The following is a 14202-nucleotide window of genomic DNA, read 5'->3' as shown; positions in this document are numbered from 1 at the left end:
CTCCGGCCGGGCGGCCGACCGTTCCGAGGGCGGGGTCCGCGGCCCGCTGTCCCGGGCCCCGCCGGACGCCCGGGGAAGCCGGGCGCGACCCGACGGGCGCGAACCGGCGGGCCCGACGGGCGCCCCTCCAGGAGCAGTTCCGATCCGTGGCGCCCGTACGCCTCGGCTCATTTCTTCCGCAGCGGAAATAAACCCACCACCAACCACCCCAGGAGTTCCCGTGACCACGCTCACCGCCACCACCACCGCCACCACCACCGTCACCAGGATCGGCGGCCGCATCGGAGCCGAGATCGGCGGCGTACGGCTCGGCGGGGACCTCGCCCCCGCGGCCGTCGCCGAGATCCGCACCGCCCTCCTCGCCCACAAGGTCGTCTTCTTCCGCGGCCAGGACCACCTCGACGAGGCCGGCCACGAGGCCTTCGCCCAGTTGCTCGGCACGCCGGTCGCCCACCCCACCGTCCCCTCCGCCGACGGCCGTTACGCCCTCGGCATCGACTCCCACCACGGCGCCCGCGCGAACCAGTGGCACACCGACGTCACCTTCGTCCCCGCCTATCCCGCCTTCTCCATCCTCCGCGCCGTCACCATCCCCCCGTACGGCGGCAACACCCTCTGGGCCAACACCGCCACCGCCTACACCCACCTCCCCGAGCCGCTCCGCGTCCTCGCCGACTCCCTGCGGGCCGTCCACTCCAACGAGTACGACTACGCCGCCCTGAAGCCCGACGCCCTGCCCGAGGCACTCGCCCAGTACCGCGAGATCTTCACCTCGACGAAGTTCCTCACCGAGCACCCGGTGGTGCGCGTCCACCCCGAGACCGGCGAGCGCACCCTGCTCCTCGGCAACTTCGTCCAGCGCGTCAACGGCCTCACCGGCCGCGACTCCCGTACCCTCCTGGACCTCTTCCAGGCCCACATCGAGAGCCCCGAGAACACCGTCCGCTGGCAGTGGCGGGCCGGCGACGTCGCGATCTGGGACAACCGCGCCACCCAGCACTACGGCGTGGACGACTCCGACGACCACGAGCGCACCCTGCGCCGCGTCACCGTCGACGGCGACGTCCCGGTCGGCCCCGACGGGGTGCCTTCCCGCCTGATCAGCCCCGAGACCGTCCCGGCCCCCTCCTTCGGCATCCCCTCCGGCGCGTCCGGCGACGCCGACGCCTCCGGGGCACCCGCCTCCGCCTGATCCCCGCCCCCTCCGGGCCGTCGCCCGGCCCGCCCTCCGCCCGAGGAGCCCCCGTGCCCAAGCTGCTCGCCCTCACCGGCAGCCCCTCCACCCACTCCCGCACCGCCGTCGTCGCCGACCACGTGCTGCGCCGGCTCTCCCACTCCGGGTTCGAGACCGCCCACCTCGCCGTACGCGACCTGCCCGCCGCCGACCTCCTCGCCGCCCGCCGCGGCGAGCCGGAGATCCGCCGGGCGCTCGAAGCCGTCGCCGAAGCCGACGGCCTGGTCATCGCGACCCCGGTCTACAAGGCCTCGTACACGGGCCTGCTCAAGGCCTTCCTCGACCTGCTCCCGCAGGACGGCCTGGCCGGCAAAACGGTTCTTCCGCTCGCCACCGGCGGCAGCCTCGCCCACGTCCTGAGCATCGACTACGCCCTGCGCCCGGTCCTCGCCGCCCTCGGAGCCCGGCACGTGACCGCCGGCCGGTTCGTCCTTGACTCCTCCGTCGAGCGCGGGGCCGGTCCCGACCGGCTGCGCCCCGAGGCCGAACTGGACCTCTTCCAGGCCGTCGACGAGTTCTCCGACGCCCTGAGCGCCTCCCGGGCCGCCGCCCTCAGCCCGGCCCCCTGACCCCGAGCCCCCGACCACCCCGCAGCCAGCGACAAGGATCCGCCATGCCCGCAGCCCCCACCCCGACCACCCGCTCCCGGCGCCAGTTCCTCACCCTGCTCGGCATCTCGGCGGCCGCGGTGAGCTGCGGCACGGCCACCGCGACCGGCGGGCCCGCCTCCGGATCCGCCGGCGCACCCGGCAAGCAGATCACCGCCCTGAAGTACCAGGGCGCGGTCGGCGCCGTCACCCTTCCCGAACTCGCCGCCGACCTCGGCTTCCTCGGCGGCCTCACCCTGGACTGGGTGGGCAACACGATCAGCGGCCCGCAGGACATCCAGTCCGCCGCGACCGGACAGACCCACTTCGGCGGCGCGTTCAATGGCGCGGTCGTCAAACTCGTCGCGGGCAAGGCCCCGGTGAAGGCCGTGATCTCGTACTACGGCTCCGACAAGGAGACGAACCTGGGCTACTACGTCCTGGAGGACAGCCCCATCCGTTCCCCCCGCGACCTGATCGGCAAGAAGGTCGGGATGAACACCCTGGGTGCCCACGCGCAAGCCCTCCTCGACATCTACCTGAGCCGGGGCGGCCTCTCGCGCGCCGAGTCCGACAAGGTCGAGGCCCTGGTCGTCCCGCCCGTCAACACCGAACAGTCCCTGAGGCAGAAACAGATCGAGGTCGGCGTCCTCAGCGGGGTGCTGCGCGACAAGGCCGTCGCGGCCGGCGGCATCCGCCCGCTGTTCAGCGACTTCGACCTGCTGGGCGCCTTCAGCGGCGGCACGTACGTGATGACCGAGCGCTTCATCAAGGAGAACCCGGACACCGTACGGACCTTCGTGACGGGCGTGGGCAAGGCCATCGACTGGTCCCGCACCACACCCCGCGAGGAGGTCATCGCCCGGATGACGGAGATCGTCCGCAAGCGCGGCCGCAACGAGGACACCTCGATTCTGAAGTACTGGCGCTCGTACGGGGTCGCCGCGCCCGCGGGCCGGATCGAGGAGAAGGAGTTCCAGCTCTGGATCGACTGGCTCGCCGAGCGCGGCGAGGTCAAGAAGGGCCGGCTGCGCGCCGCGGACCTGTTCACCAACGAGTTCAACGGCAACGGGAAGGGCTGACGGCCATCATGGCGAAGATCGTGTTCGAGTCCGTCACCAAGACCTTCCCCACCAAGGACAAGAAAAGGAAAGAGGAGTTCACGGCTCTCGACGGGATCGACCTGGAGATCGGCGCGGGGGAGTTCGTGGTCGTGGTCGGCCCCAGCGGCTGCGGCAAGTCCACCCTCCTGGACCTCCTCGGCGGCCTCACCCGCCCCACCGCGGGCCGGATCCTGCTCGACGGCGAACCGGTCACCGGCCCGGGTCTGGACCGGGGCATCGTCTTCCAGCAGTACGCCCTGCTGCCCTGGCGCACCGCGCTGGGCAACGTCGAGTTCGGCCTGGAGGCCACGGGCGTCCCCCGACGGCAACGGGCCGCGAGGGCGCGCGAGTTCCTGGACCTGGTCGGCCTCACCGGATTCGAGGACCGCCACCCGCACGAGCTCTCCGGCGGCATGCGCCAGCGGGTCGCGATCGCGCGCTCGCTGGCCTACGACCCGGACGTGCTGCTGATGGACGAGCCGTTCGCCGCCCTCGACGCGCAGACCCGCGAGTCCCTCCAGGACGAACTGCGCCGCATCTGGCAGCGCACCGGCAAGACCGTCGTCTTCATCACGCACGGCATCGAGGAGGCCGTGTACCTCGGCCAGAAGGTGGCCGTCATCACCTCCCGGCCGGGCAGGGTCAAGGAGGTCGTCCCGGTCTCCTTCGGCGACCGGGCCGCCGGAGCCACGGGCGAGGACCTGCGCTCCAGCCCGGAGTTCGCCCGCTACCGCCACGAGATCTGGACCCTGCTCCACGACGAGGTGGCCCGCGCCCAGCGACTGGAGAAGGAAGAGGCCGCCGCATGAGCACCGACACCCGCCAGGCACAGCCCGCCGCCGTGGAACCCGCCCCGGCCCCGGCACCTGCCGTGGAGCCGGCCCCGGCAGCCGCGTCCGCCGTGGAGCCCGCCCCGGCGGCCCCGGCAGCGGCTCCGGCCCCCGCGCCCGCCGACGGGACCGCCGGCGCCGCACCGCGCCCCGAGACCCCGCGCGTCCCGCGCCCGCCGGCCCCCGCTCTGCGCCGGGCCGGGGCGGTGCTCCGGTGGCTGAGGGCCGGCCTGCTGCGCTCGGCCGCGGTCCTGCTCCTGCTCGCCGTATGGGAGGCGGCGCCCCGGGCCGGACTGGTCGACGCCACCTTCCTGCCACCGGCCAGCGAGGTGGCCCGCGCCTGGTGGGACCTGCTCGGCGACGGGCAACTCGGCGAGCACACCCGGGCCAGCCTCACCCGCTCCTTCGGCGGCTTCGCCATCGCGGTTGCGGTCGCCGTCCCGTCGGGCCTGCTGATCGGCTGGTACCGGCCGGTCGCGGCCTTCCTCGGCCCCCTGCTCGAACTCTTCCGCAACACCGCCGCCCTCGCGCTGCTGCCCGTCTTCGTACTGCTCCTCGGCATCGGGGAGACCTCGAAGGTGTCGATCGTCGTCTACGCCTGCGTGTGGCCGATCCTGCTGAACACCATCAGCGCCGTCGGCAACGCCGACCCCACCCTGGTCCGGCTGGCCCGCTCGATGGACCTGTCCACGCCCCGGCTCTTCCAGAAGGTGATCCTGCCGTCCGCCGTCCCGGTGATCTTCACCGGCATCCGGCTGGCGGGCGCGGTCTCGATCCTCGTCCTCGTGGCCGCCGAGATGATCGGCGCGAAGGCGGGACTCGGCTACCTGATCAACGCCTCGCAGTTCAACTTCGCGATCCCGCAGATGTACGCGGGGATCGTGACGATCTCCGCGATCGGCGTCGCCTTCAACCAGGTCCTGGTCGCGATCGAACGCCGCCTCAGCCTCTGGCGTGTCCCCGCGGCCTGAAGCGCCCGCCCCCTCCACGAGCCCCCTCCGCCCAGGCCCCTCCACCCGCCACCGGCCCACCGGCCTCCGGCCCACGGGGCCCCTGTCTCTGGCCCACCGGCCTCTGGCCCACCGGGCCCCTGCCTCCGGCCCACCGGCCTCCGGCCCACCGGGCCCCAGCCTCCGGCCCACCGGCCCCGGCCCGTCGCCCCCGGGCCCGCGACACCCACCACCCGCGGAGCGCACCGCATCCGCGTCCACCGACAGGGAACAGACATGCCCGCACCCCGCCGCACCCTCCACCTCAACGCCTTCCTGATGAACGCCGGCCACCACGACGCCGCCTGGCGCCACCCGGACGCCAGCCCCGAGCGTGTCACCGACCTGCGCTACTTCCAGGAACTGGCCCGCACCGCCGAACGCGGCCGCCTCGACTCGATCTTCTTCGCCGACGGCCTCGCCCTGTGGGGCAAGGCCCGCCACAACGCCCTGGGCGGCTTCGAGCCGCTGACCCTGCTCTCCGCGATCGCCGCCGTCACCGAGCACATCGGGCTCATCGCGACCGTCTCCACCACCTTCAACGAGCCCTTCCACACCGCCCGGAAGTTCGCCTCCCTCGACCACATCAGCAACGGCCGCGCCGGCTGGAACATCGTCACCTCCGGCACCGTCGACGAGGCCCGCAACTTCAACCGCGACGAACACCTGGAGCACGGCCTCCGCTACGACCGCGCCCGCGAGTTCCTCGACGTGGCCACCAAGCTCTGGGACAGCTGGGAGGACGACGCGATCGTCCTCGACAAGGAGGGCGGCGTCTACGCCGACACCGACAAGCTGCACCCCGCCGCCCACCGCGGCGAGTACTTCGGTGTCGCCGGACCGCTCAACGTCCCCCGCTCGCCCCAGGGTTACCCGCTCCTCGTCCAGGCGGGCTCCTCCGAGGACGGCAAGGAGTTCGCCGCCCGATACGCGGAGGCCGTCTTCACCGCCCAGCAGACCCTCGCCGACGGCCAGACCTTCTACAAGGACCTCAAGTCGCGCCTGGCCCGCTACGGCCGCGCCGAGGACGACCTCCTCGTCCTGCCCGGCATCGCCCCCGTCATCGGCTCCACGGAGGCCGAGGCGAAGGCCCTGGAGCGGGAGCTCACCGAACTCCAGGTGCCCGAGTACGGTCTCGCGCAGCTCTCCGGCATGCTCGGCGTCGACCTCACCGGGGCCGACCTCGACGGCCCGCTGCCCGCACTCCCCGAGGAGCGGGACATCAACGGCAACAAGAGCCGCTTCACGCTCGTCGCCGAACTGGCCCGCCGGGACGGGCTCACCCTGCGCGAGCTGATCGCCCGCCTCGGGGCCGGGCGCGGTCACCGCGTGTTCGCCGGCACCCCCGAGCAGATCGCCGACCAGCTGGAGGAGTGGTTCACGCACGGCGCCGCCGACGGCTTCAACATCATGGCGCCCGTCCTGCCCACCGGCCTCACCGACTTCGTCGACCACGTCGTGCCGGTCCTCCAGCGCCGGGGCCTCTTCCGGACCGAGTACACCGGCGCCACGCTCCGGGAGAACTACGGCCTGCCGCGTCCCGCCAACCGTCACACCCGGCCGACCGGGTGAGCGGACCTCCCGGGTGGTCCGGGAGGTGGCGCGCGGGCGGCCGGAGTGCGCAACTCCGGCCGCCCCGCGGGCGTTCCCCCGTACTCAGACGGTGAGGACGATCTTGCCGCGGGCCTGGCCCGTCGCGCTCAGTTCCCACGCCGCGGCGGCGTCGGAGAGCGGCAGGACGTGTCCCACCTTGACGGTGATCGTGCCCGTGTCGGCGAGCTCCGCGAGCGCGGTGAGGTCGGCCGTGGAGGCGCGCGCCCAGATGTGCTTGGCGCCCTTGGAGTCGGCGTCGTTGTCGGCGACGGAGATCACCGCGCCGCCCGGCCGGACGATCGACTGCAGCAGTTCGACGCCGCCGTCGCCGTAGAAGTCGAGCCCGGCGTCGACGCCCCCGGGTGCCAGCTCCCGGACCCGCTCGGCCACCCCGTCCCCGTACAGCACCGGCTCGGCGCCCAGGGAGCGCAGGTAGTCGTGGTTGCGGGCGCTCGCCGTGCCGATGACGCGGGCGCCGAGGTGGACCGCGATCTGCACGCCCAGAGAGCCGACACCGCCGGCGGCCGAGTGGATGACGACGGTCTGGCCGGCCGTGACGCCCGCCCGGGTGACGGCCTGGTAGGACGTGAGCCCGGCCAGGGGGAGGCCGGCGGCCTGTTCGAAGGTCAGCCCGCGCGGCTTGGGGGCGAGGGTGCGCACGGGGGCGGCGACCAGCTCGGCGTAGGTGCCGAGCTGCACCCATTCCTTGCGGACGTAGCCGTAGACCTCGTCGCCGACGGCGTAGTCGTAGGTGTCGGGGCCGACGGCCTCGACGGTTCCCGCGACGTCCCAGCCGGGGATGACGGGGTGGCGGACTTCGAGGACGTGACCGAGGAAGCCGGCGGCGAGCTTCCAGTCGACGGGGTTGACGCCGGCGGCCTTGACGCGGACGAGGACCTCGCCCGGCCCGACCTTGGGCTCCGGTACCTCAACGAGCTCTAACCGGGTCGGAGTTCCGTAGGTGCTGTAGGTGATTGCCTTCATGTACACCCCAACGATCCGGTTCCGGAGACTGTTCCGGAAGGCGGACGCCCGGTTCCCGGGCTCCAGGAGGGATCCAGCGGAGCTCCGGCGATCCTCAGGCCGGCAGGGTGTTGCGGTGCGAACGCCGCCGGGCCGCGCTGAGGAGGGCCTGGATCTGGGCGCCCGACTGGTCGACGTCGTCCAAGGGGGAGGGGAACGGCAGCCGTACGTCGCGGTGCCCGTGGTGCTCCTCCAGGCGCAGGGTGATCCCGTACCGGTCCAGGGCGAGCGGCAGTGCGCGGACCACGGCGGCCGAAGGCGCGGGCCGCACCAGCCGCAGCAGCAGGGTGACGAGCTCGGGGTGGTCGTCGAGCAGGTGGGTGAGCATGCCGGCCTCGTACGCGGCCAGCGGGTCCGGCCGGGCCCGGTCCAGCTCCTCCAGCCCGATGTACGCGGTCCCGTCCTCGGTCTCCAGGACCGCCCGGCCGTACTCGACGCAGGTGCTGCCGCCGGGAGCGGCCCCCTCGTCGGCGTGGCCGCCCCCGGAGTAGGGGGTGAGGAGGCGGCCCAGGACGGTGACGCGGGCGCGCACGCGGTCGCGCGCCGGGGTCGGGGCGACGTCGGTGAACTCCAGCCGGATCGCGGGGCGCTCGTCGGGGACCGGGAGGCCCGGCTCCCCGGCGGCGGGCGCGGCCGGGTGCAGGTGGAGCCGCCCGAGGACGTCGGAGCCGTCGAGGTGGCGCACCTCGTGGCGGACCCCGTCGACGACCACGGTCATGGAGTGGGCCGCGGCCAGCACGGACCGGACGCGCTCGGCGTCGCCGGGCCGGACCGTGGCGGGAGTGGCGGGATCACCGGACAGGCGCATGCGGAGGTCTCCATCATCCGAGCGAGTTAGGTATGCCTAACCTAACCTATTCGTCGGTCGGGGAGTACCCCGCGGGCCAGCCGGCCGAGGGTCTCGGCGATCCGTTCGGGCGGCAGGCCGAGGGAGTGCCGCTGGAACTGGTAGACCTCCGGCGCGAGCGGGCTGAGCAGCACGTCCACGTCGGCGTCGGGATCGGCCGCGCCGGCGTCCACCAGCAGACTCCGTACGTGCGTCCGCCAGTGCCGGTAGGCGGCGCGGCCGAAACGGTCGGGCCCCGGGCGGATGCCCAGGGCCAGTGGCAGGTGTCGCTCCAGGTGTTCCAGTGCGGCGGCGTAGAAGGCCGCGAGCCGCTCCGCGGGCGGCGCTCCGGGTCCGAGCGGCGGCGCGCCGAAGGCCAGGCGGCCCTGCAGGATGCGCTCGTGTTCGTCGAGGAGGGCGGCGGCGACGGACGGCGGGTCGGGGAACCGGCGGTACAGGGTGGCCCGGCCGACCCCGGCGGCCTTGGCGATCTGGTCCATCGTCACCGTCCGGGGGTCCTGTTCGGTGAACAACTGCTCGGCGGCACCCAGGATCTGGGCGCGGTTGCGGACCGCGTCCGCCCGCTGCCGGCCCCGGGGGGACGGAATCAGGCCACCGGTACCCGGCGCGGCGCGCCGGACGGGGCCACCGCCTGTGATGTCGCGTACCGTGCGGACCTCGTCGCCATTGGTCATGGCGGCGACCCTACGTGCTTCGTGTCGGTGTTGGGCTGAACGGGTGAAACGCGAGAAGATGGGGGGATGCACATGAAGCGCACGGCCGAGGCGGCCCGGTGAGCAGGTACGACGTCACCGACGAACAGTGGGAGGGACTCGCGCAGGTGGTGCCGCTGCGCAGTCGCAACGAATGGCCCTCCCGGGTGGACCACCGCACGATCCCCACAGCGCCCGGGGCGTCCGCGGCGGAACAGCGGCGCTTCGTGGTGATCCGGGTCCAGATCTTCGCCGACGCCCGGGAGGTGGCGGAGTACCTGATCGCGCAGATCCCGGTGCTGCTCGACCTCACGGGCGCGGACGGTGAAGTGGCCAAGCGGATCCTCGACTTCAGCAGCGGTGTCGTCTTCGGACTGGGCAGCGGGATGCACCGGGTCGACCGGAACGTCTTCCTGCTGGCGCCGGTCGGGACCGAGGTCGAGGGGATCGCGGCGGCGGCCGTCCCCCGATCGTAGGAAGGTCGGGGCGGTGGAACGGTTCGCCGTACCCGAGGGCGGGCCGCCGGACCGTACCGTCCGGCCATGGACGCCACCCTGGACGCGGCACGGCCCGCCGCCGACCTCCCTTCCGAATCCCGTACCTCTCCGGATTCCCGCCCCTCTCCTCCTGGTTCCGCCCCTTCCTCCGCTTCCCCCGCCGCCCCTCCCCCCGCCCCTTTAGGGGCGATCGCGGGGCCGAGGCGGCCCGCGGTCACCGAACTGCGGCTGGCCGCCTTCGGCCGGCACCGGGCGGCGGCCTTCCCGCTCGGCCCCGTGACCCTGTTCGCCGGGGCCAGCGGCAGCGGCAAGTCCCAGGCCCTGGCCGCCTACGCGGCCCTGTCCCGGCTCGCCTCGGGGGCCGCCCTGGACGAGGTGTTCCCCGACCCGGTGGCCCACGTGCCCGAACGGGCCCTGCCCGACCCGGACGGGCGGCGGGGCTTCCGCGTCGGCTGCACGGTCGACGGCCCGGCCGGGCCCGTCCGCCTCGACCTCGCCGTCCAGGCCGAACCCACGCTGCGGGTCGTCGGCGAACGCCTCGCCCAGGACGGCCAGATCCTGCTCACCACCGCCCTGCGCGACCCGCGCCGCCGCTCGGTCCAGGCCGCCTGGTTCACCGGCGGCGCCATCGGCGTGACCCGCGCCCCGCTCCCCGACGACCGCCTCGCCACCGCCCTGTTGCCGCTGCGGGTGGCCGGCGCCACCGCCGGGCAGCGCCGGGTGCTCGCCGCCGCGGAGCAGGTCGTGGTGGCCCTGCGCTCGGTGTTCCCCTGCGACCCCCGGCCCGAGCGGATGCGCGCGCCGGTCCCGCAGGGCGACGGGCGGCTGCGGAGCGACTGCCGGAACCTGGCCGACGTACTGCGCCGGACCCGCCACGAGTGCGCCACCCGGCACGCCCTGCTGGCCGCGGCGGCCCGCACCGGCTGCGCCGGGCCGGTCGCCGGGCTGGACGTACGGGGCGCGGCAGCCGGACCCGGGGGTGCGGGCCGCGGCGCGGTCGGCGGTCCCGGCGGTTCGGGCGGCGGTCCGGGCGGTCCCGGCGGGGGCCTGGTGGCGGCCGTGCTGGACCGGGGCCCCGACCTGCCCGCGACCGCCCTCGGCCGGCTCGGCGCGGGCGAACTCCGTTTCCTCGCGCTGGCCCTCGTCCTGCTCACCGGGCCCGGGGTGCTGCAGGTGGAGCCGGTCGCCGACGTGCTGGCCGCCCGGCAGGCGCTCACCGTCCTCGCCGACGACCTCGACCGCGGTCTGGACCGGGGGCAGAGCGCCGAACTGCTGCGCCTGGCCCTGCTGTCCGGCGGCCGCGGCCACGTCCGGCTGGCGGCCGCGGTGGGTGAGGAGACCGCGGGAACCGGGCGCGGGCTCCCGGGCGTCTCGGTGGTAGACCTGATCCCATGAGTGCTGTCCCCGAGAACCCCGAGCCCGAGTCCCCGCACGGCGAACGGCTCTACCGGCTCCAGCGACGGCTGGCCGACTTCGCGGCCGCCCGGGACTGGGGCCCGTACCACACGCCCAAGAACCTCGCCGTGGCCCTGAGCGTCGAGGCGTCCGAACTGGTCGAGATCTTCCAGTGGCTGACACCGGAACAGTCGGCCGCGATCATGGAGAAGCCCGAAAGTGCCCATCGGGTGGCCGATGAGGTGGCCGATGTGCTCGCGTATCTGCTGCAATTCTGTGAGGTTCTCGGGGTGGATGTGCTGGATGCGCTCGCCGCGAAGATCGAGAGGAACGAGGTCCGCTTCCCGGCGACCGGCAGTTCGGCCTCTGATCGTCACTCTTCGGAGTGATGGTGTCATCCACAACCATGTTTGTGTCCACAGATTTCCGAATACCCCTGGCTTTACTGGCCCGTTGCCTTCACTCTGGGTAGTGAAGGACGGCGGGATGTCGTGCGGACGGGGGACGGCATATGGATGCGGTACGGCTCATCGCGGCCGGCCGGCACGCGCTGGCACAGAGCGGAGCTGCGTGGGACATCGTCGGCGAGGCCTGGCAGGCCCAGGCGCTGGCGCAGGGGATAGGGAGCTGGCTGGCGGTCACCGGACCGCCGGAGCTGAGAGCGGAGGCACGGGGGCTGGGGGAAGCGGGAGGCAGAGGCTGCGGGGTCATCGACCGGGCGGCGCTGCGCGGTGAGGGCAGCGCGCCCGAACAGCCGCCGCGCGCCGCGCGGCTGACGGAGGTGACCGACGCGCGGCAGGCGCTGCTGGGACTGCAGGCACTGCTCGGCGAGGTGGGGATAGCGCTCGTCGGTGTGGCCTGCGGGACGGACGACGAGGGCCTGTACTGGCAGTGCATAGAGTCGATCGACGCGGCCGACGAGTCGAGCGACCGGGTCCGCGCACTGCTGCGCCGGATGACCGTACGGGAACGGGGGTCGGCCTCCGGGGTGGTCTGAGGCCGGGGGTCGAGGGGTCCCGCCGTGCGCGACGGGACCCGGGCACGGCACGGTCAGTGGGAGCGGTCGGAGCCGCGCTCGCTCTCGTGCGCGTGGGCGCCCGGGGAGACCGGCGTGCCGGAGGGAGCGCGGTCCGCGGAGCGCTGGAGGTCGGCATCGAGCCGGGACAGGTCGGCGTTCAGCGCGGCCATCAGCTCTTCCATCTGCTGCAGCAGGCCCTTCGGCGCGCCACCGTCCGGGGTGGGTACCGCGGGCTCCCGGCGCGCCGGGTCGTGGGCCGCCTGCCCGGTCTGTCCGTTTTCCCGGCGGGTCTCCGGCACGGCCTCGTGGGACATGGCGGCCTCCTCGGCCCTGGCCCTTCCGGGTGGAGAGGGGCGGTGGACGCACCGGCGAGAGGCCGCCGGCGCGCGGGCCGGGCGGTCCGGCTCCGTCCGGGCCAACGAGCCCCATCCGTGCTGGTCACTGGCCGGGCGGGGGGTGGACCTTCCGGTTGACGTGGATTCACCCGGCAGGGACCGGAAGGGCAGGATGGAAGGCATGGATCTCCGCATTTTCACCGAGCCGCAGCAGGGCGCCGACTACGACACCCTCCTGACCGTCGCCAAGGCCACCGAGGACCTCGGGTTCGACGCGTTTTTCCGGTCAGATCACTATCTGAAGATGGGTTCCGTCGACGGGCTGCCCGGCCCCACCGACGCCTGGATCACCCTCGCGGGTCTGGCCCGTGAGACCCGGCGGATCCGGCTGGGCACGCTGATGACGGCCGGCACCTTCCGGCTGCCAGGCGTCCTCGCGATCCAGGTCGCCCAGGTCGACCGGATGTCCGGCGGCCGGATCGAACTCGGACTGGGCGCCGGCTGGTTCGAGGAGGAGCACAAGGCGTACGGGATCCCCTTCCCGGCGGAGCGGATGGCCCGGCTGGAGGAGCAGCTGGCCGTCATCACCGGCCTGTGGGCCACCGAGCCGGGTGCCACCTTCGACTACCGGGGCGACCACTACCGGCTGGAGAACTCCCCGGCCCTGCCCAAGCCCGCCCAGGCCAAGGTGCCCGTCCTGATCGGCGGCCACGGCGCCCGGCGCACCCCGCGCCTCGCCGCCCGGTACGCGGACGAGTTCAACATGCCGTTCGCGTCGATCGCCGACAGCGAGCGGCAGTTCGGCCGGGTCCGGGAGGCGGCCGAGCAGGCGGGCCGCAAGGCCGACGACCTCGTCTACTCCAACGCCCTGGTGGTGTGCGTGGGCAAGGACGACGCCGAGGTCGCCCGCCGGGCCGCCGCCATCGGCCGCGAGGTGGACGAGCTGAAGGCCAACGGCCTCGCCGGCTCCCCGGCCGAGGTGGTCGACAAGATCGGCGCCTATGCCGCCATCGGCTCCTCCCGCGTCTACCTGCAGCTCCTCGACCTCGACGACCTCGACCACCTGGAGCTCATCTCCGCCCGGGTGCTCTCCCAGCTCGCTTAGGAGGGCAGCCGACCATGCCCCGCGCGACCGGCCCCCTCGCCGATGCCCTGGAGAGCCGGAGCGTCCTGCTGGACGGCGGACTCAGCAACCAGCTCGCCGCCCAGGGCTGCGACCTGTCCGGGGGCCTGTGGACCGGCCGGGTGCTCGCCGAGCACCCGGACCAGGTGGAGGCCGCCCACACGGCGTACGTCCGGGCCGGCGCCGAGGTGCTGATCACCGCGAGCTACCAGGTCGGGGACGATCCGGTCCTGCTGCGGCGCAGCGTTCGGGTGGCCGGCCGGGCCGCGCGGGCCGCAGGCCACGAGGTGTGGGTGGCCGCCTCCGTGGGCCCGTACGGGGCGGTCCTCGCCGACGGTTCCGAGTACCGGGGCCGGTACGGCCTGGGCGTGGCCCGGCTGGCCGCCTTCCACCGCCCCCGGATCGAGGCCCTGGGCGGGGCGGACGTACTGGCCCTGGAAACCGTCCCCGACACCGACGAGGCGGAGGCCCTGCTGCGCGTCCTGGCCGGCACCGGGGCCCGCGCGTGGCTCTCCTACACCGTCGAGGCCGGCCGCACCCGGGCCGGCCAGCCCCTCGACGAGGCCTTCGCCCTCGCGGCCGCCGCCCCCGAGGTCATCGCGGTCGGCGTCAACTGCTGCGATCCGGCCGACGTGCTCCCCGCCCTGGAGGCGGCCGCCTCCGTCACCGGCAAACCCCTGGTGGCCTACCCCAACGACGGCTCCGTCTGGGACGCCGCCACCCGCACCTGGAACTCCCCGTCCGCCCCCGCCCCCTGGAACGTGGCGGCCTGGCGCGCGGCGGGTGCCCGCCTCATCGGCGGCTGCTGCCGCGTCGGACCGGACACCATCGCCTCCCTGCGCACCCGACCGTCCTGATCGGCGCCCCCGGGCCGTCGGCCGGCCCGACCCGCGAACCACCGGCGCGGGGGAGGGTAAATCCGTTGGCCCGAGGGCG

At 74.0% G+C, this 14202-nt stretch carries 16 protein-coding genes; 12 read left to right on the top strand and 4 right to left on the bottom strand.

The genetic code is table 11. The features are described 5' to 3' along the window. Positions 1–220 precede the first annotated feature (220 nt). The 6 genes from OG295_RS07765 to OG295_RS07740 all read left to right on the top strand — a co-directional run bounded on the left by OG295_RS07765 (position 221) and on the right by OG295_RS07740 (position 6315). On the top strand, positions 221–1192 hold the full coding sequence (locus OG295_RS07765; protein ID WP_371676216.1) for a TauD/TfdA dioxygenase family protein: 972 nt from the start codon (positions 221–223) through the stop codon (positions 1190–1192). Positions 1193–1245: 53 nt separating this feature from the next. Beyond that, positions 1246–1803, top strand: a complete 558-nt coding sequence (gene ssuE / locus OG295_RS07760; RefSeq protein ID WP_371676215.1) for an NADPH-dependent FMN reductase — start codon at positions 1246–1248, stop codon at positions 1801–1803. Between the two features lie 44 nt (positions 1804–1847). After that, complete coding sequence (locus OG295_RS07755; RefSeq protein WP_371676214.1) at positions 1848–2903, top strand: ABC transporter substrate-binding protein; 1056 nt, start codon at positions 1848–1850, stop codon at positions 2901–2903. 8 nt (positions 2904–2911) lie between these two features. After that, entirely contained in the window at positions 2912–3733 is an 822-nt protein-coding gene (locus OG295_RS07750) for an ABC transporter ATP-binding protein (protein ID WP_371676213.1), read from the top strand. Further along, positions 3730–4725, top strand: a complete 996-nt coding sequence (locus tag OG295_RS07745; RefSeq protein ID WP_371676212.1) for an ABC transporter permease — start codon at positions 3730–3732, stop codon at positions 4723–4725. Before OG295_RS07750 ends, OG295_RS07745 begins: the two co-directional genes overlap by 4 nt. Before the next feature lie 255 nt (positions 4726–4980). Next, positions 4981–6315, top strand: coding sequence for an LLM class flavin-dependent oxidoreductase (locus OG295_RS07740; protein WP_371676211.1), 1335 nt, complete (start codon positions 4981–4983; stop codon positions 6313–6315). Between the two features lie 84 nt (positions 6316–6399). Here the strand turns inward: OG295_RS07740 and OG295_RS07735 are convergent, their stop codons facing one another. From OG295_RS07735 to OG295_RS07725, 3 genes are all read right to left on the bottom strand, one after another. After that, on the bottom strand, positions 6400–7320 hold the full coding sequence (locus OG295_RS07735; protein ID WP_371676210.1) for an NADP-dependent oxidoreductase: 921 nt from the start codon (positions 7318–7320) through the stop codon (positions 6400–6402). Between the two features lie 94 nt (positions 7321–7414). Further along, entirely contained in the window at positions 7415–8167 is a 753-nt protein-coding gene (locus OG295_RS07730) for a DUF2470 domain-containing protein (protein WP_371676209.1), read from the bottom strand. A 41-nt stretch (positions 8168–8208) separates the two neighbouring features. Continuing rightward, positions 8209–8880 carry a TetR/AcrR family transcriptional regulator gene (locus tag OG295_RS07725; protein ID WP_371676208.1) on the bottom strand — a complete coding sequence of 224 codons (672 nt, stop codon included), beginning with the start codon at positions 8878–8880 and terminating at the stop codon, positions 8209–8211. Positions 8881–8978: 98 nt separating this feature from the next. On the opposite strand from OG295_RS07725, the gene OG295_RS07720 reads away from it, so the two are divergent. The 4 genes from OG295_RS07720 to OG295_RS07705 all read left to right on the top strand — a co-directional run bounded on the left by OG295_RS07720 (position 8979) and on the right by OG295_RS07705 (position 11787). Continuing rightward, on the top strand, positions 8979–9374 hold the full coding sequence (locus OG295_RS07720; RefSeq protein ID WP_048477630.1) for a cell division protein SepF: 396 nt from the start codon (positions 8979–8981) through the stop codon (positions 9372–9374). A 66-nt stretch (positions 9375–9440) separates the two neighbouring features. Further along, the gene (locus OG295_RS07715; RefSeq protein WP_371676207.1) at positions 9441–10790 is read left to right on the top strand and encodes an ATP-binding protein; all 1350 of its coding nucleotides are present in this window, start codon (positions 9441–9443) and stop codon (positions 10788–10790) included. Further along, entirely contained in the window at positions 10787–11179 is a 393-nt protein-coding gene (locus OG295_RS07710; RefSeq protein ID WP_371676206.1) for a nucleotide pyrophosphohydrolase, read from the top strand. The genes OG295_RS07715 and OG295_RS07710 overlap by 4 nt, the downstream gene beginning before the upstream one ends. 122 nt (positions 11180–11301) lie before the next feature. Next, positions 11302–11787: a DUF6099 family protein gene (locus tag OG295_RS07705; RefSeq protein ID WP_030238259.1), complete on the top strand. Its 486-nt coding sequence runs from the start codon at positions 11302–11304 to the stop codon at positions 11785–11787. A 53-nt stretch (positions 11788–11840) separates the two neighbouring features. Here OG295_RS07705 and OG295_RS07700 read toward each other — a convergent pair whose 3' ends face one another. Further along, a complete protein-coding gene (locus tag OG295_RS07700; RefSeq protein WP_371676205.1) occupies positions 11841–12122 on the bottom strand; it encodes a hypothetical protein in 282 nt (93 codons plus the stop codon). Between the two features lie 202 nt (positions 12123–12324). Here OG295_RS07700 and OG295_RS07695 point away from each other — a divergent pair, with 202 nt between their 5' ends. Further along, positions 12325–13248, top strand: a complete 924-nt coding sequence (locus OG295_RS07695; protein ID WP_371676204.1) for an LLM class F420-dependent oxidoreductase — start codon at positions 12325–12327, stop codon at positions 13246–13248. A gap of 14 nt (positions 13249–13262) precedes the next feature. Beyond that, positions 13263–14123, top strand: coding sequence for a homocysteine S-methyltransferase (mmuM, locus tag OG295_RS07690; RefSeq protein WP_371676203.1), 861 nt, complete (start codon positions 13263–13265; stop codon positions 14121–14123). Positions 14124–14202 lie beyond the last annotated feature (79 nt).

The sequence above is a fragment of the Streptomyces sp. NBC_01276 genome, assembly GCF_041435355.1.
Taxonomy (GTDB): Bacteria; Actinomycetota; Actinomycetes; order Streptomycetales; family Streptomycetaceae; genus Streptomyces.
Note: the sequence above shows the minus strand (reverse complement) of the source record. Positions and strands in the feature narration are given on the sequence as shown.

What these genes read in the sequence shown, in the direction of transcription:
- OG295_RS07755 (WP_371676214.1), top strand. Translation starts at nt 1,848, where the DNA reads ATGCCCGCAGCCCCCACCCCGACCACCCGCTCCCGGCGCCAGTTCCTC.
- OG295_RS07750 (WP_371676213.1), top strand. Translation starts at nt 2,912, where the DNA reads ATGGCGAAGATCGTGTTCGAGTCCGTCACCAAGACCTTCCCCACCAAG.
- OG295_RS07745 (WP_371676212.1), top strand. Translation starts at nt 3,730, where the DNA reads ATGAGCACCGACACCCGCCAGGCACAGCCCGCCGCCGTGGAACCCGCC.
- OG295_RS07740 (WP_371676211.1), top strand. Translation starts at nt 4,981, where the DNA reads ATGCCCGCACCCCGCCGCACCCTCCACCTCAACGCCTTCCTGATGAAC.
- OG295_RS07735 (WP_371676210.1), bottom strand. Translation starts at nt 7,320, where the DNA reads ATGAAGGCAATCACCTACAGCACCTACGGAACTCCGACCCGGTTAGAG.
- OG295_RS07730 (WP_371676209.1), bottom strand. Translation starts at nt 8,167, where the DNA reads ATGCGCCTGTCCGGTGATCCCGCCACTCCCGCCACGGTCCGGCCCGGC.
- OG295_RS07725 (WP_371676208.1), bottom strand. Translation starts at nt 8,880, where the DNA reads ATGACCAATGGCGACGAGGTCCGCACGGTACGCGACATCACAGGCGGT.
- OG295_RS07715 (WP_371676207.1), top strand. Translation starts at nt 9,441, where the DNA reads ATGGACGCCACCCTGGACGCGGCACGGCCCGCCGCCGACCTCCCTTCC.
- OG295_RS07710 (WP_371676206.1), top strand. Translation starts at nt 10,787, where the DNA reads ATGAGTGCTGTCCCCGAGAACCCCGAGCCCGAGTCCCCGCACGGCGAA.
- OG295_RS07705 (WP_030238259.1), top strand. Translation starts at nt 11,302, where the DNA reads ATGGATGCGGTACGGCTCATCGCGGCCGGCCGGCACGCGCTGGCACAG.
- OG295_RS07700 (WP_371676205.1), bottom strand. Translation starts at nt 12,122, where the DNA reads ATGTCCCACGAGGCCGTGCCGGAGACCCGCCGGGAAAACGGACAGACC.
- OG295_RS07695 (WP_371676204.1), top strand. Translation starts at nt 12,325, where the DNA reads ATGGATCTCCGCATTTTCACCGAGCCGCAGCAGGGCGCCGACTACGAC.
- mmuM (WP_371676203.1), top strand. Translation starts at nt 13,263, where the DNA reads ATGCCCCGCGCGACCGGCCCCCTCGCCGATGCCCTGGAGAGCCGGAGC.